The following is a 20,756-nucleotide window of genomic DNA, read 5'->3' on the forward strand; positions in this document are numbered from 1 at the left end:
ATCCTGCCAAAAGTGGCAGTTCTGTCGTTGTGCGACAATATCCTGCCAGCTATGCTCCGGCCATGCTGAAGAGCGTCGCCGTGGTGCTGCTGGACGATTTCGCCGCCTTCGAGTTCGGTGTCGTCTGCGAGGTGCTCGGTTACGACCGCACCGATGACGGAGTGCCACTACTCGACTTCCGCGTGTGCGGGGAGCGGGCGGGAGAACCGCTCAGCCTCGGCCACGGCGTCAAAGTGACCCCGGAGCACGGTCTCGAAGCGACGGAGGACGCGGATCTCGTCGTCGTCCCCGCCTGCGACGTACGCGACGAGTACCCGCCCGCGGTGCTCGAGGCGCTCCGGGCGGCTTCGGAGCGCGGCGCCACGCTGCTTTCGGTCTGCACGGGCGCGTTCGTGCTGGGCGCCGCCGGCTTGCTCGACGGACGGCGGTGCACGAACCACTGGCGCCACAGCGCGGCGTTCCGGAAGCGGTTCCCGCAGGCCCAGCTGGATCCGGACGTCCTCTTCGTCGACGACGGCGACATCGTCACCAGCGCGGGCACGGCCGCCGGCATCGACGCCTGCCTGCATCTGGTCCGGCGCGAACTCGGCTCCGCCGCGGCCACCGCGATCGCGCGGCGCATGGTGGTGCCGCCGCAACGGGAAGGCGGGCAGCGCCAGTTCGTCGAGGTGCCGATCCCGGAGTGCACCGGGGACAGCCTGCAGCCGGTGCTCACCTGGATGCTCGACACCATCGCCCACGAACATCCGGTCGCCGATCTCGCCCGCCGGGCCCGGATGTCCGAGCGCACCTTCGCGCGCAAGTTCGTCGCGGAGACGGGAACCACGCCGCACCGATGGCTTTCGACACAACGGGTTCTGCACGCGCGGTCCCTGCTGGAGGAGACGACGATGAGCATCGACGAGGTCGCGCGCCGCTGCGGTTTCGGTTCGGGAGCCTTGCTACGGCACCATTTCCACAAGGTCGTCGGCGTTTCCCCGCAGGACTATCGCCGGACCTTCGCGCCGCGGCGAGTTTGACCTTCCTTCAGGCGGAACGCCGTCCGACGGCCTCGAAGATGTCGTGTGCCAACAGGTCGGCGCCTTCGGTGAATCCGTTGATGAGGATCTTCCTGCCGTCGGTGAGTTTGACGAGACAGCCGACATCGCCGCCGAACGCCTTGGCGAGGATGTTCTTCCTGGTGTGGTCGATGGCCACCACGACCGCGGTCCACGGCACGATCGTGGTGGGCTCTTTCCACGTTCACTATCGCGGTCACGCCCCGGAGCGCGCGCCTGCGCGAATTCGTCTCGAAGCGCTCGACGTACGCACCCGGCTCGGTCACGGGCAGGACCCTGGTGGCGGCCGAGGGGACCGGTCCCTAGTCCTTCGGCTTCTTGGTGAACAAGCCGAGAGACTGGGCGAAGGTCGCACCGCCGACCAGGAAGACGAGTGGCAGCGTCTTGGCCCAGAAGGTGCCTACTTCGAGCGAGATGAGCAACGCGAGGAGCCCGCCAGACAGCGCGGCCAAGACGAGCATTCCCAGTGCGACGCGGGGTTTCGAGACCATGTGTCCTCCAAGGGGTTCGGAAGAGCAAGCCTGGCGACGGCATTGACGCGGAGAGAGGTCATTTTTGCCGCGTCCGGAATTTCAGGGGGTTCAGCGGAGTACGGCATGCAGCGTGCCGCCGGGCAGGCGACTCGTCGCGTGGACGACGAACCTCGGGCCGAGGCCGATCTCCGCGGCGTCGTGCCTGGCCGGTGGGTCACCGATCTCTGCTGAGCCGTCCTCGGCGAGGTCACGAAGCTGGGTGCCCTCGAGTTCGAAGGCACGGCGGCTGCCACGAGGAAAGGGTGTCCGCGGCGATGCCCGGGCGAAGCTGACCGCGGTCGCCTCGGTAGCTCAGGTGTTCTTCGTTGCTGAAGACCGGGAAGGCGTTCTGCGGCAGCCTTCGTGGTCCTGTTGGCGGGCTGTCCGGCACGCGCGATAGGGCAGATACACCAGACTGCGCGGGAGCGTGTGGCCAGCCACCAGGCGGCGGCCAGTTCGTGTGCCGACGCCGTGTACACGTCGGGCTCCGCGCCGTGCCGGCTTTGGACGAGAGGACAGGGCGTGCCGGACGGATGACGCGGTAGGTGTCCTTGCCGAGGTGGACCTGACTGATCAGCGTGCGCCATCTGTACCCGTCCAGTTTCACCGTGGTGCGTTCTCTTCTCGTCGGAAACGGAACTGTAGGGAGCGGACGACGCCGTGACCACCGAGTTTGCGCGCCGAACGGACCAGGGCATAAGATCAGGGCAGTCGTACAGGACGAACGCCCTAGGAGGCGACGGTGGCAGGTTCTCCGGCTGCGGAACGTGGTCAGGTCGCCCGGCGGCGGTTGCTCGAAGCCGCGGTCGCGTTGGTGCCCGAGCTCGGCTGGTCCGCGGTCAGTACCCGGATCCTGGCCGAACGCGCGGGTGTCACGCCGAGCGTCGTGCACTACCACTTTCCCTCGTTGCAGGCCTTGATGATCGAGGCCGTGCTGGGTGCGATGCGCGAGGTCGCGGGCGCTTTCGAACCGGCGCTGGAAACCGTCGAGACCCCGGCGGAAGCGGTGGACGCGCTGCTGGCGTCGGTCGGCGAATATTCCGGCACCGATCCGATGTCGTTGCTGTTCGCCGAGGCCTACCTGGCCGCGACCCGCGACGACAACTTGCGCCAGGGCATCCGCGAGCTTCTCGCCGATCTGCGCGCCCGGTTCGGCGGTTGGCTGGCGGAACGTGGCGTTGCCGACGCAGAGGGCACGGCCGCGGTGCTTTTCGCCACGGTGGACGGGTTGCTGCTGCATCGCGCGCTCGAACCGGAATCTGGCAGCGAGGTGCCCTTCGCGGTCCTGTGCAGGCTGGTCGGCTGAACCGAAAGGGAGGAACCCTGATGAAGGTGGCGATCTGCGGTGCCGGGATCACCGGACTGGCGCTGGCGCACCGGCTCGCGACGCTGGACGTCGAGGTCGTGATGCTGGAACGTGCGGCGGGGCCGCGAGAACAGGGCTACATGATCGACTTCTTCGGCCCTGGGTTCGACGCGATCGAGGAGATGGGTCTGCTCCCTCGGGTCGAAGACGTGGCGTACCAGGTGGACGAGGCGAGTTTGCTGGACGACCGCGGCCGCCGACGGGCGGCGATCGACTACGTCCAGTTCGCGAAGTCGTTTCGGGGCAGGCTGTGCAGCATCATGCGGCCCGACCTGGAACGCGTCCTGCGTACGAGCCTTCCGTCCACAGTGGACGTCCGGTTCGGCGCCGGGGTCACGGGAGCCGAGGATCTCGGCGACCGCGTGCGGATCACCCTGACCGATGGCGAGATGGTCGAAGCCGATCTGCTGGTCGGTGCCGACGGGATCCATTCGACCGTACGGCGGCTGGTCTTCGGTGAAGAGAAAAGGTTCCTGCATTACCTTGGCTTTCACACGGCGGCGTTCGTCTTCGAGGACGAGGAGATCCGCGCACGGGTGGGGGAGCGGTTCTGCCTGACCGACACCGTCGGGATGCAGATGGGTTTCTACGGTCTCCGCGACGGCAAGCTCGCGGCGTTCGCCGTGCACCGCGCGACAGACCCGGCTCTGCCGGGCGACGCACGGGCGGCACTGCGCGCGACCTATGGTTTGCTCGGCTGGGCGGTTCCCAAAGCACTCGATCGCTGCCCGCCACCCGGTGAGGTGTACTACGACCAGGTCGCGCAGATCGAGATGTCGTCGTGGAGCCGCGGCCGGGTCGTCCTGGCCGGTGATTCCTGCTACGCCGTCTCACTTCTCGCCGGTCAGGGCGCTTCGCTCGGGATCGCGGGCGCTTTCGTACTGGCCGAACAACTCACCCAGGCGCCCTCGATCGAAGCCGCGTTCGCCGAGTACGAGAAGCTGGTCCGGCCGGTGGTGACCGAGAAGCAGCAGGTCGCTCGCCGAGGTGCGCGATGGTTCCTGCCCGCGAACCGGCTCCTGCTCCAGGCGCGCCGGATTTTCCTGCGTGTTGCAAGGCTTCCGGGACTGGAACGGACACTCGCGACCGCCGTCACGGGCAAGTCGACGGCGCTGGTGACGAATCTGAGACACGGGACCGAGATCCGGAGCCGGTGAGTCGGCCTATGTCCTGAGGCTTCCCGACGGTCCCGATCTCCGAACGCCCGGCCGAAGCCGACGACCGAGCGATCCCAAGGCACGGGAAAGGCGATCTGATCATGGGCAGAGACAGCGGTTCGGCGATCGGGACCCAGTCGAATGCCTCAACCAAGGGTTTCGGAGGTTCACGCGGTTCGGCTATGTCCTGAGGTGCATCGTGTTGCGTCTGGGTTCTCCTGTGGGTCGAGGTAGGCGGGGGCGGTGAATTCGGGGAGTCCGTCTTGGGCGATTTGGACTTTTCATTCGCTGTGGTGGATGAGCTGGTGGTGCCGAGCGCAGAGCAGGACCAGGTTGTCGATCTTCGTTTCGCCGTGGTGGCGCCAGAAAGCGATGTGGTGCAATGCCGCTAAGTTAAGGTGAAAAGTACACCTATCTCTTTCTCGTGGATTTCGGCCAGTGTGTCGTTGTTGTCGCTGCATGAAATAGGCCATGAATGGGTCTATTATTTCTGCATGGCTGCTCGTGATGCCCATGATGTGAAGCTGATAGATCGGATCTCGATCGGCGTTCTGACGCGATTGTTTCCGCGCGATCTGATGGATTAGATCATTGCCGAAACTGGTTGCAGAGAGAAGCGTTCGCGATTGCTGTCAGCGCATGTTGTGGTCTATTACGTGCTGGCAATGGGACTGTTCTTCGGGGAAGCATACGAGGAGGTGATGCGGCGACTGGTTGGCGCGCTCCGATTCCTGAGGAACTGGTCAGGTGATTGGAATGTGCCAACCACAAGCGCTATTTCGCAAGCTCGTCAGCGATTAGGGTCGGAGCCGCTGGAGGAACTCTTTCATCGGGCGGCCAGGCCAATGGGGCGGTGAGGAACTCGTGGCGCCTAGTTCGACTCCTGGCGTGTCATGGCCATCGACGGTGTGATCCTGGACGTTCCGGAAACTTCGGAGAACAACAAGGAATTCGATCACTCGTCAGGCGGCCGTGGGGTGAGCGCTTTCCGGCTGGTGCGCGTGGTTGGTCTCGGGGAGTGTGGTACCCACGCGATCGTCGGTACCGCGCCACCACTCAGTGGGCGTCTTCTGGGATGCGTTGTCGCTGGCCACGAACACAACGCTACCCGCATTCGAACATCTGTGCCATCACACGTTTATGTGGCACCTACATGTGCTATTCCCTTCGATAGAGGGCGCGAAGCGAATAGGTGGCCACCTGAGCGGCGGAACGTGGTGGGGCTCGTGAGTGGTAAGGACGGTTAGAACCGTCCTTACCACTCACGAGGCTCGCCACCAGGACACGTCACGATTGCCCTACCCCTCAATAACCCGAATCGCCACTCACGACCAACCGGTGCCTAAGCCCTGAAACACAAAGTGCCCCACTGGAATCCCGCCCCGATCGCCGACACGACGAAGGCGTCGCCCGGCCGCACCATGCCCGCCGAGAAACCCTTGTGCAGAACGGTGAAAACGCCGGCCGAACCGGTGTTGCCGAGCTTGTCGACGGTGATCGGAGCACGGTCACGCCGCACGCCGAGTTTGTCCATCGCCGCCCGCACGATGTTCAGATTCGCTTGGTGGAGAAAGAAATGGCTTACCTCGTCCACGGTCAGCCCGGCCTGGGCGGTGGCGTTCAGGACGCTGTCGGGCAGGCATCGGGTGGCGGTGTCCCAGACGGCCCGGCCGTTCATCTTGAGGTAGTGCCGCCGGTCCGCGAACGTCGTCGTCCCGGCGGGCTGCCGTGAGCCGCCGGCCGGGATCTCGACGTCGTAGGACAATTCGGCGCCGAAGTCCCAGCCGAGCAGGCCGGTGCCCGGTGTCGTCGCCTCGGTCAGGACGGCGGCACCCGCGGCATCGCCGAAGAAGACCCGGGTGGTGCGGTCCTCCGGATCGGTCACGCGGGACGCGCAGTCACCCGCGATCACCAGGACCCGTTTCGCCGCACCGGTTCGCACCAGCAAGGAACCGAGGAACAGCGCCTGGACACCGTTGGCGCAGGCGGCCTGCGTGATGTCGAAGGTGAGCGCTCGGAACGCGCCGAGCGCGTCCTTGACGATCAGAGCCGTCGACGGCAAGGGCTGGTCGTAGGTGTAGGTCGCGACGATGATCGCGTCGACGTCCCTCGCGGTACAGTTCGCCGCCGCGAGCGCGGGAAGAGCGGCGGCCACGCACATGTCCGAAGTGGCGAGATCCGGGGCGAGCCAACGGCGTTCCCGGATCCCGGTGCGGTGGACGATCCACTCGTCGGAGGTGTCGAGCGTTTCGGCGAGCCGCCGGTTGGTGACGACGTCCGAGGGCAGGTGGAGGCCGGTGCCGGCGATCCGCACGGGCAGCGGGGTCACGCGACGGTGCTCCGCTCCGGGGCGATCTGCCGGTCGAGGTCGGTGTAGAACCGGCCGGACGCGCACGGCAGGCCGAGCAGGATGCGCCGCGCTGCCTCGCCGCACAACGCGCCGCCCAGCGCGACCCCGGAGGCCAGTTGCGGCCAGCTGCTCAGGGTGCGGCCGAGTTCGCCGAAGGAGGCGGCCAGTTCCGGGCTGATCCGGTCGGCGTCGACCATGGCCAGGATCAGGTCGACCTTTTCCTGCCGGCTCAGGTCGGTGACGTCCACGGACTTGATGTCGCCGAGCAGGCCGTGCAGCAGCGGCCGGTCCGGCTCGAGGTCGAAGCGTTCGACGTCGAGCATGCCGCGGTCGTTGCAGTCCATGACGACCGGGACGCGCAGATCGCGCGCGTACTCGCGGGCCGCGACCTTGCCCCACGGGGTGTCGCACTCCTCGATCAGGAGGTCGATCGCGCCCTGCCCGCCGGTGAAGAACGCCTCGATGTTGTCCTCGGTCAGGCCGCCGCGGTGGATCTCGATGTCGAGGTACGGATCGATCTCGAACATCTGGCGCGCCGACAGGACCGCTTTGTTGACACCGAGTTCGTGCACGCCGGCGCGCAGCCGGTTGAGGTTCGAGAGGCTGAAGTCGTCGAAATCCGCCAGTTTGAAGGCGCCGCCGATGCCTTCGAGGGCGAAGGTGAGCGCCGCGCTGTTGCCGACCGAAAGGCCGATGATCCCGATCCGCTTGCCGAGCAGGCGGCGCTGTTCGGGCCGGTCGATCTTGCCGCGGTTGCGATCCGTGCGCACGAGCCGGAACTCGTCGCGCGGCAGGACGTGCACGAGCCGCCGCGACCACGGGTACCAGACCCAGGTGCCGTACTCCCAGGTCGCCATCCCGGCGAGCTGTTCCCGTTTCCTGACCTCGATTTCGGTCTCTTCCCGGCACGACGGTTCACGGCTTCGGACCAGTTCGGTCAGTTGCTCGTCGATGGTGTCGTGGATCTCGCGGACGTCGCCGTAGGCCAGCAACGCCGTCAGGGCTTGGAAATCCATCGCGTTGCGGGGTGTGAGCAGGGTCGGGCGCCACAGGTCGCGGTCGGGTCCGGGGGCAGTGGTGAGCCCGGCGGGCGCGGGCCTGCCCGACGGCGCCTCGGTGGTGGCGAGCGCAGGCGTGGAAGCGGCGATCCGGGGGAATTCGTCCCGCAGCCGGGTGACGAGATCGTGGTGCCGCCCGGCGCCGTCGGCGGTGCGGTGGAACATGATCACGACGTCTTCGGTGTACTGCTCGACATAGCGGCGGGTGCCCGGCATCGCGCGGAAACCGAACTGCGCGTGGAACCGGTCCTGGCCGTCCTTCGTGCCCGAAGTGCCGATCATGGCGTGGGCGCCGAGGTGGTGCGCGGCGCCGATCGCGAGCGCGTTGAGGTACTGCCCGAGTCCGAGCTTCCGGGACCGGTGCTCGACGACGAGCCTGCTGTGTTCGAAGACCCGGCCCGGTTCGACGCCTTGTGCGGCAAGCAATTCCTCGTACCGCTCGACGCCGAGGTAGGTCCGTGACTGAAAGTTTTCGCCGGTGGCGGGGGTGGAGAGCCGGATGTAGCCGAGCGGCGGACCGTCCGGACGCTGCCGTGCGATGAAGTGCCAGGCCCCGAAGTCGAGGTCCTGGTCGTCGATGTGCGCACCGTCCGCCCGGCGAAAGGACGGGCGGCGGCCGCGGTCGAACAGGATCCGCGCGCGGAGTTCGCGTACGGATCCGAGCAGGCAGGTGTCGGCCCCGAGGAACGCGGTCACGATCCACGGGTGGTTGAGATCCGTCAAGTGATGCCTTTTCTGGAGAAATCGCCGGAAATCGGCGAAATAATCGTGGGAGAAGCCCGGAAACTCTACGGAAACCGGACTAGCGCGGACTGTAGCAGCGTGGTGACGGAGCGTCTTGGGGTGTATGCCGCAGCCTGCTGTACGCACGAGCGAGTGCGGAAATCGTTTACCGCCACGGCGATCGACAATCCGTCACGGTGAAGGCAATCAGATCTGATGAAGCCCGCCGGAATTCCCACCCGATGGTGTGTCGGGCTGATTCGAAGTGAGAGCAAGCCATTCCGCGGCATGTGGCGGAGGTCATAGCAGGGCGGGCGTCCGTGATCACCAGGTGGGACGTGCGGAGACGCCTCCGTCCACGGTCAGGTTGTGCCCGGTGATCCACGCCGCGAGCGGCGACGCGAGGAACAGGCAGGCGTTCGCGACGTCGCCGGGGGTGCCGAGCCTGCCAAGGGGTGCGGCCTGCTCCCAGCGGCGGACGCCCTCCGGCCAAGCGTCGCCGAGGCCGGGGCGGTCGATCAGGCCGGGGGAGACCGCGTTGACGCGCAGGCCTCGCGGTCCGTATTCGAGCGCGGCGGCGCGGGCGTGCATGACCAGGGCGGCCTTGGCGCTGCTGTAGTGCGCGTGTCCCGGCGCGGGGTGGGCCGCTTCGATCGAGGCGATGTGGATGACGCTGCCGCCGTCCATCACGTCGGCGGCGGCCTGCGTGCACGAGAAGGCGCTGGTGAGGTTCGCGTCGAGGACGGCGCGCCAGCTTTCCGCCGACATCTCCGGCAAGGGGTCTATCGGCTGCACGCCGGCGTTGTTGACCAACGTGTCCAGCCGTCCGGTCCATGCCGCGGCGGCGGCCACGAGACGGCGGCATTCGCCGTCGTCGGTGAGGTCGGCGGAGAACGCCTTGGCGGTGCCGCCCGCTTCCTCGATCCGCTCGACGACGGCGAGCGCGGAAGCTTCATCGCGGTGGTAGTGCACGGCGACGGCGCTGCCCGCTCCGGCGAAGCGCAGGGCGATGCCGTGGCCGATGCCGCCGCTGGCCCCGGTGACGAGGGTCGTGGTGCCGCTCAGGTCGAGCATCGAGGTCCTTTCCGCAGCGCGAGAACGGCCGCGACGACGAGGAAGACCAGGCCCGCGGCGACGTAGCAGTTTCCCAGCCACTGCTGGGCGGTCGTCCACGTCTGGCCCGGCCGGTCGAAGGCGGGGAAGTACCGGAACGGTGCCCCGACGAAGATCGTGGCGGCGACCCCGGTGACGGCGAGCCAGGCCGCGGCCCGGCGGCGATCTCGGCGATGGAGTACCGCGCAGGCGGCGGTGGTGAACAGCGCCGGGGCGATCCACACCCAGTGGTGTGACCACGACGTCGGCGAGATGAGCAGGGCGAACGTCGCGTTCAGCAGCAGCGCCGGCACCGCGGCCGAGCGGTACATGGTCAGGGTCACCAGAATCAGCAGAACGCCGGTGAGGACGATCCACAGCGGCTTCGCGGCGCCCTCGACGCCGAATCGCGCCAGCACGGCCTGCAAGGTCTGGTTGGTGTGGAACGAGGTACCGCTGATCCCGGACGCCCCCGCGAGTCCGCCGAACCAATACCGCGCGGAAGCCTCCGGGGCGACCGCGAACGCGACGGCGGACGCGGCCACGAACGTGCCCGACGAGGTCAACGCGCCACGGAAGTCCTTGCGCACCAGGAAGAACAACAAGAACGCCATGGGCGTCAACTTGATCGCGGCCGCGAGACCGACGCCGATTCCCCGGTAGCGGCCCCGAGTCAGCAGGCAGTCGGCCGCGACGAGACCCATCAGCAACAGATTGATCTGGCCGAAGCCGAGCGTCTGGCGGACCGGTTCGAGGAAGAGCGCCGGCGTGATCGCCAGCGACGCGACGAGCAGCGCCTTCCGCCGGTCGCCGGACGGCCACAGCGTGCGGGTGATCCCGTAGAAGGTGATCCCCAGCGCGGCCAGGCTGAGCGCGAACAACAGGAGCACCGCGCCGGTCCAGGGCACCAGCGCCAGCGGGGTGAGCACCAGTGCGGCGAACGGCGGATAGATGAACAGCAGGGGGATGCCCGCGTCGGAAAGCGGCAACGCGCCGTAGAGGTCGCCGCCGTTCCACAGGGTGTCGACGCCGAAGCGGTAGATCTCGAGGTCGCTGTGGGAAGCGCCCGTCGTCGCCCAGGCCACGGCGCACGCCAGTACCAGTGCGGCGAACGCGCCGACCGGCCACCAGGTCCGACCGCGCGACTTGGTGGGAGACATCGCGTGGTGACCCTTCGGACGTGCGTCGATGCTCCTGACTGTACCCCGACGGCGACAAGCGACTTCCGTCGGCAGTCAGCGATCCGTCATTGGTCTAGACTTTTCATTCCCAGTGTGGTGAAAGGGACCGGTCCATGCGCGGAACGACGGTGTTGCCGAGGACGCCTTGCCTCGAACCGAAGGCGGGGGAATTGCCACTGCATCGGCTGGAGGTCCGCGCGCCGGACGCTCTGCCGTTCACGGTCGGCACATTCGACACGATCGGGCCGATGTCGCGGGCGGCGTTCCCGCATCGGCACACTTTCTACGAAATCGTCCATGTCACCGGCGGTACCGGCGACCACGTCATCGATTTCACCCGCTGGGAATTGGGGCCGCCGCAGCTCGCGGTCATAACACCGGGGCAGGTGCACCATTGGGATGCCCGCGATCTCAGTGGATTCGTCGTGTTGTTCACCGACGATTTCCTGCTCGAACATCCGTCGGATCGCGAAACCCTGCGAAGGCTCAGCCAGCAGCCGTGGCGGCTCGACGAGCGCGCGGCCGAGGAGACGGCCCGGATGGTCGCCGAACTGGACGAGGAATTCCGTTGTGGCGGCCAGGGTACCGATTCGGTGCTGCGGGCCCTGATGCACGTGCTGATCGTGCGGGCGGGACGCCTTCCGGGATTGGCGGACCCGCGCCCGCCCGCCAGGGCACAGGCGGTGGGCACGGAATTCGCCCGGCTGCTCGGCAGGCCGGATCTGGGGCTGTGGTCGGTCGGTGCACTCGCGGAGCGAATCGGGGTCACGCCGGGATATCTCACCGACGCGGTGAAAACGGCGACCGGCCGGACGGCGGCACAACTGATGCGCGAGGCGAGGACGAGGGAGGCGAAACGATTCCTGCGCGGCACGGATCTCACCGTGCGGCAGGTCGCCAGCCGGGTCGGATTCGCGGATCCCGCCTATTTCTGCCGGTTCTTCCGGCGGGAAACGGGGTTGAGCCCCGGCGATTACCGCAGGACCGGTGACGCGCCCCCGGAGATTCACCACGACTGACCACCTCAGTCCATCGTCCGCAGCTGATCTTCTCCATACCGTCGAGGGTGATTCCCGAAGCCCCCACGAGGAGCAGGTATGGACGAAGAGAACAAGCTCAGCCGGAAGACCGTGCTGAAGGCCGCGCTCGCCGCGGGTGTGGCGGCTCCGGTCGCGTTGATCGGCGGCCCGGCTCTCGCGCGCACCACCGTCGAGAGCGGCCAGGCACCCGAGCTGACCCCCGCCTGTGACGACGGTGACGACCCGACCCCGCCGCAGACCGAAGGTCCTTACTTCAAGCCGAATTCCCCGCAGCGGACGTCGCTTGTCACGCCGAACACGCAAGGGACGAGGCTCACCGTCTCCGGCTACGTCTTCGGTCTCGGGTGCCTTCCGATCTCGCGGGTGCTGCTGGACTTCTGGCAGGCGGACGTCAACGGCGCCTACGACAACGTGGGGTACACCTTCCGCGGTCACCAGTTCACCAACGACCAGGGCGCGTTCTCGCTGAGCACGATCGTGCCCGGCCTGTACCCCGGCCGTACGCGGCACATCCACGTCAAGGTCCAGGCGCCCGGCAGGCCGGTGCTGACCACGCAGCTCTACTTCCCCAACGAGCCGCGCAACAACACCGACTCGATCTTCGACCCGCGGCTGCTGATGACCGTGCGCGATCAGCCTTCCGGCAAGCAGGCCGCGTTCGACTTCGTGCTGAACGTGCCGCAGACGCCGACGTCGACCTCACGGCCGACCAGTACGACGCCGACGACGTCGACTTCGACCTCCAACCCGCCCGGCGGGACGACCTGGGCGGCGGGAACCGGCTATTCCGCGGGCGCCCGGGTCACCTACAGCGGTCGCGGTTACGTGTGCTTGCAGGCGCACACGGCCCAGCCAGGCTGGGAGCCGCCGTCCACACCCGCGTTGTGGCGCGCGGAGTGACGGACAGCCGCTGCGGAGGGAGATAAACGCGGGTGGACTCCCGCCGCCGGGACCCACACCCCGGCGGCGGGGTCCACCCGCTTCCTCGTGGGGTGGGGTTTTCCTCACCCCAAGTGGGAGCTTTGCTTCAGTGCGCCGCTCCGGTCCGCGGACGATGATCGTCTTCGACATCGGAGCGAAGGGGTGGACGGTAATGACACAGCGCCGGAAACGGTGGGGGAGACGCGGATTGGTGGCCGCGGCGGTGGTGGTGACGGGGGCGGTGCTCGCTCCCGCGGCGAGTCCGGCTCTCGCGGCGGAGACGACCTCCGCCTGGCGGGATCCGGTGCGGTCGCTGGACCGGGCGGCACATCCGTTGCGCTCGACCGAGCCCGGCCGGAGCACCGCCGATCTACGGGCGCTGGGCGGGATGATCGGCGGCGCGAAGGTGGTGGGCCTCGGCGAGGCGACGCACGGCTCCCACGAGTTCTTCACCATGAAGGAGCGGGTGTTCCGCTACCTCGTCGAGGAAAAGGGGTTCCGGGCCTTCGCGCTGGAGCTCAGCTGGTCAGCCGGCCTGGAGATCGACGAGTACGTCCAGAGCGGGCGCGGCGACGCCCGTGAGATCGCGAAGCGCACGCTGGCCGGCTCCCCGTGGGACCGCGAGGAGTTCGTCAGCCTGATCCGGTGGATGCGCGATCACAACCGCGCGCACCCCGACCGCACGGTGCACTTCGTCGGTGACGACCTCGGCGCGCCATCGGTGAACGACGTGTTCTTCGCGCGGATCACCGACTATATCGGCCGCCATCACCCGGAGGCGCTGCCCCGGCTCAACGAGCTGTACACCGGGCTGCGCCCGATCGACGACGCGTTCGCTTACTTGCGCAAACCCGTCGACGAGCGACAGCGGCTCGCCACGCAGGCGGAGCAGGCCTTCGAGCTGGTCAAGGGCCTGACCGGCGCGGACGCCCACGGCTGGACCGAGCAGCACGCCCGGTTCGTCGCGCAGACCGCCCGCTTCCTCGCCGTCGACCTCGCGGATCCGGAGAGCCTGCCCGCGGCACAGATCCTGCGCGACCAGGCGATGGCGCAGAACGTCGCCTGGTGGCAGCGGCGGACCGGGCACAAGATCCTGCTCTCCGCGCACAACGCCCACGTCGCGTACATCCCCGACATGCCGGCGATCTACCCGAAGACCCAAGGCGCCTTCCTGAGCGAGACGTTGGGCCGCGGCTATCTGCCGATCGGGTTCAGCTTCGACGAGGGTTCCTTCTTGTCCAAGGACACCGCGGTGGGCGGGGAGTGGAAGCGGTTCTCCGTCCCGGCCGCGCCGTCCGGGACGAACGAGGACACCCTCGACCAGGTCCGGTTCGAGGACTTCTACCTGGACCTCCGCACCGCGCCGCCCGCCGCCCGCGCCTGGCTGGACACCGCCCGGCCCACCCGCACCATCGGCACGCTGTTCCCCGTCGACCCCGCGGCCATCTCGCTCGGGCGGTCCTACGACGTCGTCATCCACCTGCACGACGTCCGCCAGGCCGATCTGAGAAGGTAGTGACGTTGCGCCCGTTTAGGGGGTTTTAACCCGGTTTACCTGGCGTGCCGCGACGGATCTCGGTAGTAGTCGAAGTGTTCCGGTACCCCCTGTTCCAGTACCCAGCGGAGGAAATCCCTGATGTTCAAACGGATGCTCAGCGCCTTCGGGGTCGGCGGTCCGTCCGTCGACACCGTGCTCGACTCACCGCACGCCGTTCCCGGCGAGGTGATCACCGGCCAGGTCCGCATCCAGGGCGGTTCGAGCGACGCCCAGATCGAGGAGATCCTGCTTTCGCTGGTCACCCGGGTCGAGGTCGAGCGTGGCGACCACGAGCGCGCCGGAACCGCGGAGTTCCTGCGGGTCAGCGCGGGCCGCAAGGTGAAGGTGACGGCGGGACAGCTGACCACCGTTCCGTTCCAGATCGCGCTGCCTTGGGAGACGCCGATCAGCGCGGTCGGCGGACGTGAACTGCCGGGTATGGTCGTCGGTGTGCGGACCGAACTGGTCATCGCCGGAGCGCCGGACAAGGGCGACCTCGACCCGGTGCTGGTCGGGCCGCTGGAATCGCAGGATCGGGTGCTGGAGGCGTTCGGCGAGCTGGGCTTCTCGTTCCGCAGCGCCGACGTCGAAGCCGGCCGGCTGCACGGCGTCCGGCAGGAGCTCGGGTTCTTCCAGGAGATCGAGTTCTTCCCGCCGTCGCGCTACGCGGGCCGCGTCAGCCAGGTGGAGCTGACCTTCGTCGCCGGCCCGGACGACCTCGTGGTGGTGCTGGAGGCCGATCGGCGCGGTGGCATGTTCCGCTCCGGCGGCGACTCCTTCGGCCGCTTCCACGTTTCGCACGAGGAGGCCCTGCGCACCGACTGGGCGGCGGCCATCGACGGCTGGCTGGCCAAGGTCGCCGAGTCCGGCGGCGGGCACGCCATGTTCGGCGGGCACCAGGAGCACTACGGCCACGACTACGACCACCACGGGCACCACGGCAGGCGTGGACCGGGGATGGGCGGCGTGGTCGCCGGTGCCGCGGCAGGCGTGGTCGGCGGCATGATCCTCGGCGAGGTCATGGAGGACGCCTTCGACGGCGGCGACGAAGGCTTCGAGGAGTGATCCGGCTCCTGGGCACGCCGGCGCCGGTGTGCCCAGGGGTCACTTCGCGGTCAAGGGCGCCAAAGCGGCGTCGACCGCGTCGGTGAGCCGGCGCGGATCGGCCTCCGCCCTGGCCACCACGTGCAGGCCCTGCATGACGATGAGCAGGAGCCGTGCCTGCGCCCCGCAGTCGATGTCCGCGCGGACCTCGCCGGACCGCTGGGCGGCTTCGAGTCCTTGCGTGATACCGGTTTCCAGTGCTTCGAATCCACTGTGGACGATCTTTCCCGCGGCTTCGTCTGCGGGTAGCAGTTCGGCGGCGGTGTTGCCCAGCAGGCATCCGCGTCCCGGGGTTTCCCGCGCCGCTTCGAGGACGCTGAGCAGAAGCTCACGCAGATGCGCGAGGACCGGTCCTTCGGCGAGAGTGTCCGCCTGGTTCGCGGCGCCGCCCGCGTAGCGTTCCAGTGCTCGCAGGAAGAGGGCGTGCTTGTCGCCATACGCGGCGTACAGGCTTCCCGGCAGGATGCCGAGGTCCTCCTTCAGGTCGCGCATCGACGTGGCCGCGTAACCCCGCCGCCAGAAGACGTCGAGCGCATCCCCGATCACCTGGTCTTCGTCGAAGGAGCGCGGCCGTCCCGTGCGTGGCATGGCGTCATCGTACGACTTCTTGACAGTGCGTTCAAGAAGTGTACCTTGACTTCTTGTTCATGCGTTCAAGAAGTCAACCGAGGAGTTCACATGGGGCGGCTCTTCCTGCACATCAACGTTTCGCTCGACGGGTACATCGCCGACGCCGCGGGCGACATCGACTGGCGGTTCGCCGACGACGAGTTCCAGGGGCATATCGACGAGCTGCTGGAGTCGATCGACGGCATGGCCTTCGGTCGCAAGGCCTATGAGGAACTCGCCGGCTATTGGCCGGCCGCCGGGGACGAGGTCTCGGCCACGCAGCGGCGCCGGATGCACGAACTGCCGAAGTATGTCCTCTCGCGCACTCTCCGAGCCACGAACTGGCACAACTCCCACGTGATCGAAGACGCCTCGGCGCTCGCCGGTCTCGAAGGTGACATCGCGCTCTTCGCCGGGGGAGGGGCCGCGACGTCCGCCGCCGGGCTCGGGCTGTTCGACGAAGTGCGGCTCGTGATGAACCCGGTGCTCCTCGGCGGCGGGACGCGGCTGTTCGATGGCGAGTACGCCGAGACGGCGCTCACGCTCGTCGATGACCGACGGTTCGCTTCGGGCGCGCTGCTGCTCACCTACGCCGTCGCGCGTTAGCCGGCCGCCCGGGGTCAGGTGTACCAGGTGGGTTCCGGGAGTTCGTTCAGCAGCGCGTACGCACCGACTTCGCGGCGCTTGTAGGCCACCGGATCGTGCAGCGAGTGCGTGCGCAGGTTCCGCCAGAAGCGGTCCAGGCCGTATTTCGTGGCGCTCGCCCGCGCGCCGGTCAGCTCGAAGATCTTCGTGCCGATTTCGAGGCCGGTTTCGATCGCGCGCTGTTTGGCGGCCGCGACGAGGACCGCGACCTCGCCGCGGGCCCCGGGTGTCAGGTCTTCGCGCGGTGCGTGCAGCACGGCGGAAATCGCGGTTCCGGCCTTGTCCGCCAGTGCCTCGGCCGCCCACAGCTTCGACTGGAGATCGCCGTAGCCGTCGAGGATGTACCACTCCTCGCCGGCGGAGGTCTTGTTGTCGCCGCCGTACGGCCACGCGCGGGTGTGTTCGCGCGTGTACGCCAGCGCGGTTTCCAGCGCCCCTTGCGCGATGCCCAGGTAGAAGTTGGTGAACACCAGCTGGATCGCCGGGACGTTGAGCGTGTTGTAGGTCAAGGGACGGAACTTCTTGTCGACGTAGCCCGCCGCGCTCGCCCACGGGACGCGCACGCCGGAGATGGTCACGCTGCCCGATTCGGTGAGCCGCTGGCCGATGTTGTCCCAGTCGTCGTGGAAGACGATACCGTCCTGTTCGGACGGAACGATGGCGAAGACATGGTCCTCGGTGCCTTCGAGGACACCTTCGAGCACGGTCAGGTCGGAGACCTTGCTGCCGGTGGAGAACGACTTGTGTCCGTTGTAGACGATCTCGTCGCCGTCTTCGGTGATCTTCAGATCGGAGTCACGGGGATTGACCGCGCCGCCGAAGACGAAGTTGTTCCGCGTGTACAGTTCTTCGACCGCGGCGATCTGCTCGTCGGTCGCCACCAGCCGGGCGGCCCACGCCCAGAGGTAGTGGTAGCCGAGCAGCTGGCCGATCGAGCCGTCGCCGCGCGCGACCTCGCGGATCACGCGGTAGGCGATCTCCCAGCTCTGGCCGCCACCGCCGTGTTCGACCGGGCCGAGCAGGGTCACCAGGCCGGAATCCTTGAGTAGTCGTACTTCCGCGTAGGGCGTCTCGTTCTCACGGTCCCGCTCGGCGGCGTCCACCGCGAGTTCGGCGGCGACGTCTTTCGCGGCCGCCAGCCATTCACTGGCTGATCGGATCCGGTTCTCGGTCGTGGTCATGGGCGAATTCCGTTCTGTGCGAGGGCGAACGGGGTTTCCGGGCAGGACGGAGCGCCCGGAATTCCCGGGTCTTCACCGAATTGGGCGGACACTGATTCAGGCCGTACGGAGCATGCGTCCGAGTAGAGCAGTGGCACTACGGGGGTGTCAACGAACGTCCGCGCTCTGGGACCGGGGTAATCTCCGGTCGTGCCGGATCACGTTGATCACATTCTTCGCCAGTGGGCCGAAGCCCGTCCCGACCTGGACGTCTCCCCGATGGCGGTCATCGGGCGGCTGACCAGGCTGACCCGGGTCCTGGAAGGCGAACTGCGCAAGACGTTCGCCCGCCACGACCTCGACCGGTCGTCGTTCGACGTCCTGGCGACCCTGCGCCGGGCGGGCACGCTGACCCCCGCCGACCTGATGCGTTCGGCGATGATCACCTCCGGCGCGGTCACCCAGCGGCTCGACCGGCTCGAACAACGCGGACTGGTGGTCCGCGCGCCCGACGAGACGAACGGCCGCCGCGTGCTGGTCGACCTCACGGAGGAAGGGCGCGAGCTCATCGACCGTGCCCTGCCCGATCACGTGGACACCGAGCACCGGCTCCTGAGCGCGGTCAGCGCCGAGGAACGGGACGAGTTGGCCGCCTTGCTGCGAAACCTGTTGCGGTCACTGGGAGATGTCGCCCTCGACGACTGACGCGCGAACCTTCTCGGGTACTAGTTTGACTTAGCGCTAAGCATCGAATAGCTTAGTGCTAAGAGGTTCGCGGGTCGTCCCGCGCGCCGTCGATCCTTCTGGAGCGAAGCACCCCAGGGCGGAATCGCCGTGCCCGCAGGGGTTTCTTCGTCATGCTCGTGAATCGAGAGAGAAGAAATGGTCACCCGAACCGAAAACGCGCACTCGACCCTGAAAGGCTGGGCCGGGGTCGCCGCCATCACCGCCAGCCTGTTCGTCTTCCTCACCACCGAACTGATGCCCGTCGGCCTGCTCACCCCGGTGAGTTCCAGCCTGGACATCTCGGTGGGCGCCGCCGGCCTGATGGTCACGCTCTACGGCGTCTCGGCCGGGCTCGGCGTGCCGTTCGTGGTCGCGTGGACGCGGCGGATCAACCGGCGCGTCCTGCTCTCCGCGTTGCTCGCGATCCTGACCGCGGGCAACCTGATCACCGCCCTCGCGCCCGGCTATCCGCTGGTACTGGCGACCCGGCTCGTCATGGGCTTCGCCAACGGCGCGTTCTGGGCCATCGGCGTGGGGATGGCGATGCGGATCGTCCCCGGCCGCCACGCGAACCGGGCGGCGGCGGTCGTGATGTCCGGTATCTCCGTCGCCACCGTGCTGGGGATGCCGCTGGGCACCGTCCTGGAGCGTCTCGTCGGCTGGCAGGCCACGTTCCTGATCTGGAGCGGGCTCAGCGTCCTGGTCTTCCTCGCCGTGCTCGTCCTGGTCCCGTCCCTGCCGTCGGCGAACGCGGTCCCGGTCCGTGAGGTCTTCGGCCTGCCGCGGGTGAACGCGCGCCTGCGATCGGTCCTGATCACGGTGGTCCTGTTCGTGCTCGGGCACTTCGGTGTCTACACCTTCATCCGGCCTTTCCTGGAAGGCACTTCGTCGGCGTCGCCCGCCTTCGTCACGGTGTGCCTGATCGTCTTCGGTGCCGGGGGAGCCGCGGGGAACTTCGTCGCCGGGTATTTCGTGGCGAAGAACGTGCTCGTCAGCTTCGCGGTCGGAGCGGCCGGGCTCGTGGCGTCACTGTTGCTGCTACTCGCGATCGGCCACGGGCAGGCGGGGGCGATGATCGCGCTCGTGCTCTGGGGACTGTCCTACGGCGTGGTGCAGCTGAGCCAGCTCACCATGACGCAGCGGTCCGCACCCGACACGTTCGAGGCCGCCATGTCGCTCAACACCTTGGCGTACAACACTTCCATCGCACTGGGCGCGTTGTTCGCGGGATTGCTCGCGGACCACGCCGGGATCACCAGCGTGGTGTGGTTCGGCGTGGTGCTGACCGCGGCGTCGCTGCTGTTCACGGTCGGCACCCGCCGGACCTGATCAGAACCAGTGCAGGCAGTGCGGCGAACGCTCGGTACGGAAGAGAGCGTCGGCGAGCGCGGCCGCACCCGGGTGATGGGCTCGGACGCGTCCGGCCCGCACGAGCAGGCTCGGGGTGGTGCCGCCGAGATAGATCGAGCCCAGGTCGCTCACGTCCAAGGAGAGGTCGGGTTCGCTGTCGGTCGGCACGCAGTCCGCCTCACCGCCCCGGACGGTGAGCAGGTACCGGCCGTGCTCGCCGAGCGCCGGGTCGTCGACGTCGAGGACGAGCTCGCCGTCGGTGGACCAGCCGCGTGCGGTGAGCGCGCGGGGCACGTCCAGCAGCCGCACCCAGAGCCAGTCCGTGTCACCGCCGACTTCGCCGGCGCGGAAGTCCTCGAGCTGCCACCGCAGCGGATGGTCGGGCGGGCAGTGCTCGAACACGACCTCGGTGATCAGGTCGTGTTCGAGCACGAACCGGGCCAGCGCCGTGGACACCTCGTCGTCGACGGCGACGGTCTCGTCGACGGTCAAGGTGCTCGGTTCGGTGAGCGAGTACGAGGCGTACCCGTCCGGGACACCGTCGGCGTCGCGGTGGACGGCGATGTGGCGCGATGCCCGGGAGATCGGCGGCTGCCCGGCGCCCAAGGACCACCAGCGGTGCGGCCGCGACAGCGCGCCGGGCCGGGCACGGCGATACCGGTCGTAGACCTCCTCCAGGAGCTCGCCGCACTCGGCCCGGCGCAGCACCTCGATCGAGCCACCGGCCGTCCCGCCGGCGAAGGCGGCCCGATGGCGCTGCACCGTCAGACGCCGGGTGTAGGTCGCCGGGCCGTAGCCGAACCGCCGGTAGATCAGCGCCTCCGACGCCAGCAGGACGGAGAGGAACTCGCCCCGCTCCCGGAACTCGGCGAGCTGATGCCGCATCATCGCGCTGAGCACACCCCGCCGCCGGTGCGAGGGCAGGACACCGACGGCGGTCACCCCGGCGGCCGGGACGACGACCTCACCGGGCAGGGTGAGCTCGAAGGAATACGCGGCGGCCGTGCCGACGGGCCGCCCGTCCTCCGTCACCGCGAGCAGGCCGCGGTCCAGTTCGAGCGCGGACCAGGTCTCGCCCGCGGTGTCCGGGAAACGCGCGAACGCGGTGAACATCGTGTCGACGAAGACGTCGCGGTCCTCGGCGGTCGTGGAACGGATCTTCATCGC

20 protein-coding genes and 2 pseudogenes are annotated in these 20,756 nt (G+C 68.1%); 12 read left to right on the top strand and 10 right to left on the bottom strand.

Annotated elements, in window-relative coordinates; genetic code table 11:
* Nucleotides 1-62 precede the first annotated feature (62 nt).
* A complete protein-coding gene (locus AC069I_RS43080) occupies nucleotides 63-1,019 on the top strand; it encodes a GlxA family transcriptional regulator (RefSeq protein WP_478226879.1) in 957 nt (318 codons plus the stop codon).
* Between the two features lie 7 nt (nucleotides 1,020-1,026).
* On the opposite strand, the gene AC069I_RS43085 is transcribed toward AC069I_RS43080, so the two are convergent.
* Both AC069I_RS43085 and AC069I_RS43090 read right to left on the bottom strand, forming a co-directional pair.
* The gene (locus tag AC069I_RS43085) at nucleotides 1,027-1,218 is read right to left on the bottom strand and encodes a hypothetical protein (protein WP_478226880.1); all 192 of its coding nucleotides are present in this window, start codon (nucleotides 1,216-1,218) and stop codon (nucleotides 1,027-1,029) included.
* Between the two features lie 142 nt (nucleotides 1,219-1,360).
* Entirely contained in the window at nucleotides 1,361-1,549 is a 189-nt protein-coding gene (locus tag AC069I_RS43090) for a hypothetical protein (protein ID WP_478226881.1), read from the bottom strand.
* Nucleotides 1,550-2,312: 763 nt separating this feature from the next.
* Between AC069I_RS43090 and AC069I_RS43095 the strand changes: the two genes are divergently transcribed.
* The 3 genes and pseudogenes from AC069I_RS43095 to AC069I_RS43105 form a co-directional block, all read left to right on the top strand.
* Nucleotides 2,313-2,876, top strand: a complete 564-nt coding sequence (locus tag AC069I_RS43095; RefSeq protein WP_478226882.1) for a TetR/AcrR family transcriptional regulator — start codon at nucleotides 2,313-2,315, stop codon at nucleotides 2,874-2,876.
* Nucleotides 2,877-2,896: 20 nt separating this feature from the next.
* Nucleotides 2,897-4,093 carry an FAD-dependent monooxygenase gene (locus AC069I_RS43100; RefSeq protein WP_478226883.1) on the top strand — a complete coding sequence of 399 codons (1,197 nt, stop codon included), beginning with the start codon at nucleotides 2,897-2,899 and terminating at the stop codon, nucleotides 4,091-4,093.
* Between the two features lie 29 nt (nucleotides 4,094-4,122).
* Nucleotides 4,123-4,248: pseudogene (locus AC069I_RS43105) on the top strand (IS30 family transposase); the annotation flags it as partial.
* 25 nt (nucleotides 4,249-4,273) lie between these two features.
* Here AC069I_RS43105 and AC069I_RS43110 read toward each other — a convergent pair.
* A pseudogene (locus AC069I_RS43110) lies at nucleotides 4,274-4,476 on the bottom strand (HNH endonuclease signature motif containing protein); the annotation flags it as partial.
* 207 nt (nucleotides 4,477-4,683) lie between these two features.
* On the opposite strand from AC069I_RS43110, the gene AC069I_RS43115 reads away from it, so the two are divergent.
* Complete coding sequence (locus tag AC069I_RS43115; protein WP_478226914.1) at nucleotides 4,684-4,950, top strand: transposase domain-containing protein; 267 nt, start codon at nucleotides 4,684-4,686, stop codon at nucleotides 4,948-4,950.
* 485 nt (nucleotides 4,951-5,435) lie between these two features.
* Here AC069I_RS43115 and AC069I_RS43120 read toward each other — a convergent pair whose 3' ends face one another.
* The 4 genes from AC069I_RS43120 to AC069I_RS43135 all read right to left on the bottom strand — a co-directional run bounded on the left by AC069I_RS43120 (nucleotide 5,436) and on the right by AC069I_RS43135 (nucleotide 10,476).
* The gene (locus AC069I_RS43120) at nucleotides 5,436-6,422 is read right to left on the bottom strand and encodes a 3-oxoacyl-ACP synthase III family protein (RefSeq protein WP_478226884.1); all 987 of its coding nucleotides are present in this window, start codon (nucleotides 6,420-6,422) and stop codon (nucleotides 5,436-5,438) included.
* Nucleotides 6,419-8,224, bottom strand: a complete 1,806-nt coding sequence (locus tag AC069I_RS43125) for a ThiF family adenylyltransferase (RefSeq protein ID WP_478267984.1) — start codon at nucleotides 8,222-8,224, stop codon at nucleotides 6,419-6,421. The genes AC069I_RS43120 and AC069I_RS43125 overlap by 4 nt, the downstream gene beginning before the upstream one ends.
* A gap of 324 nt (nucleotides 8,225-8,548) precedes the next feature.
* Complete coding sequence (locus AC069I_RS43130) at nucleotides 8,549-9,298, bottom strand: SDR family NAD(P)-dependent oxidoreductase (RefSeq protein ID WP_478267985.1); 750 nt, start codon at nucleotides 9,296-9,298, stop codon at nucleotides 8,549-8,551.
* Nucleotides 9,286-10,476 (bottom strand): glycosyltransferase 87 family protein, encoded by a 1,191-nt coding sequence (locus tag AC069I_RS43135; protein WP_478267986.1) that lies wholly within the window; start codon nucleotides 10,474-10,476, stop codon nucleotides 9,286-9,288. Before AC069I_RS43135 ends, AC069I_RS43130 begins: the two co-directional genes overlap by 13 nt.
* Before the next feature lie 134 nt (nucleotides 10,477-10,610).
* Here AC069I_RS43135 and AC069I_RS43140 point away from each other — a divergent pair, with 134 nt between their 5' ends.
* The 4 genes from AC069I_RS43140 to AC069I_RS43155 all read left to right on the top strand — a co-directional run bounded on the left by AC069I_RS43140 (nucleotide 10,611) and on the right by AC069I_RS43155 (nucleotide 15,060).
* On the top strand, nucleotides 10,611-11,516 hold the full coding sequence (locus tag AC069I_RS43140; protein ID WP_340685844.1) for a helix-turn-helix transcriptional regulator: 906 nt from the start codon (nucleotides 10,611-10,613) through the stop codon (nucleotides 11,514-11,516).
* A 78-nt stretch (nucleotides 11,517-11,594) separates the two neighbouring features.
* On the top strand, nucleotides 11,595-12,437 hold the full coding sequence (locus AC069I_RS43145) for a dioxygenase family protein (protein WP_478226888.1): 843 nt from the start codon (nucleotides 11,595-11,597) through the stop codon (nucleotides 12,435-12,437).
* A gap of 193 nt (nucleotides 12,438-12,630) precedes the next feature.
* On the top strand, nucleotides 12,631-13,974 hold the full coding sequence (locus AC069I_RS43150) for an erythromycin esterase family protein (protein WP_478267987.1): 1,344 nt from the start codon (nucleotides 12,631-12,633) through the stop codon (nucleotides 13,972-13,974).
* 120 nt (nucleotides 13,975-14,094) lie between these two features.
* The gene (locus tag AC069I_RS43155) at nucleotides 14,095-15,060 is read left to right on the top strand and encodes a sporulation protein (protein WP_340685847.1); all 966 of its coding nucleotides are present in this window, start codon (nucleotides 14,095-14,097) and stop codon (nucleotides 15,058-15,060) included.
* 39 nt (nucleotides 15,061-15,099) lie between these two features.
* Here AC069I_RS43155 and AC069I_RS43160 read toward each other — a convergent pair whose 3' ends face one another.
* Nucleotides 15,100-15,687, bottom strand: a complete 588-nt coding sequence (locus tag AC069I_RS43160) for a TetR/AcrR family transcriptional regulator (protein ID WP_478267988.1) — start codon at nucleotides 15,685-15,687, stop codon at nucleotides 15,100-15,102.
* Nucleotides 15,688-15,777: 90 nt separating this feature from the next.
* On the opposite strand from AC069I_RS43160, the gene AC069I_RS43165 reads away from it, so the two are divergent.
* On the top strand, nucleotides 15,778-16,314 hold the full coding sequence (locus AC069I_RS43165; protein WP_478226891.1) for a dihydrofolate reductase family protein: 537 nt from the start codon (nucleotides 15,778-15,780) through the stop codon (nucleotides 16,312-16,314).
* Nucleotides 16,315-16,328: 14 nt separating this feature from the next.
* Here the strand turns inward: AC069I_RS43165 and AC069I_RS43170 are convergent, their stop codons facing one another.
* Nucleotides 16,329-17,534: an acyl-CoA dehydrogenase family protein gene (locus tag AC069I_RS43170; RefSeq protein WP_478267989.1), complete on the bottom strand. Its 1,206-nt coding sequence runs from the start codon at nucleotides 17,532-17,534 to the stop codon at nucleotides 16,329-16,331.
* 189 nt (nucleotides 17,535-17,723) lie between these two features.
* On the opposite strand from AC069I_RS43170, the gene AC069I_RS43175 reads away from it, so the two are divergent.
* Nucleotides 17,724-18,218, top strand: coding sequence for a MarR family winged helix-turn-helix transcriptional regulator (locus AC069I_RS43175; protein ID WP_478226893.1), 495 nt, complete (start codon nucleotides 17,724-17,726; stop codon nucleotides 18,216-18,218).
* Nucleotides 18,219-18,395: 177 nt separating this feature from the next.
* The gene (locus tag AC069I_RS43180) at nucleotides 18,396-19,568 is read left to right on the top strand and encodes an MFS transporter (RefSeq protein WP_478267990.1); all 1,173 of its coding nucleotides are present in this window, start codon (nucleotides 18,396-18,398) and stop codon (nucleotides 19,566-19,568) included.
* Here AC069I_RS43180 and AC069I_RS43185 read toward each other — a convergent pair whose 3' ends face one another.
* Nucleotides 19,569-20,753 carry a GNAT family N-acetyltransferase gene (locus AC069I_RS43185; RefSeq protein WP_478267991.1) on the bottom strand — a complete coding sequence of 395 codons (1,185 nt, stop codon included), beginning with the start codon at nucleotides 20,751-20,753 and terminating at the stop codon, nucleotides 19,569-19,571.
* Nucleotides 20,754-20,756 lie beyond the last annotated feature (3 nt).

Source organism: Amycolatopsis sp. NPDC043885 (assembly GCF_056435685.1).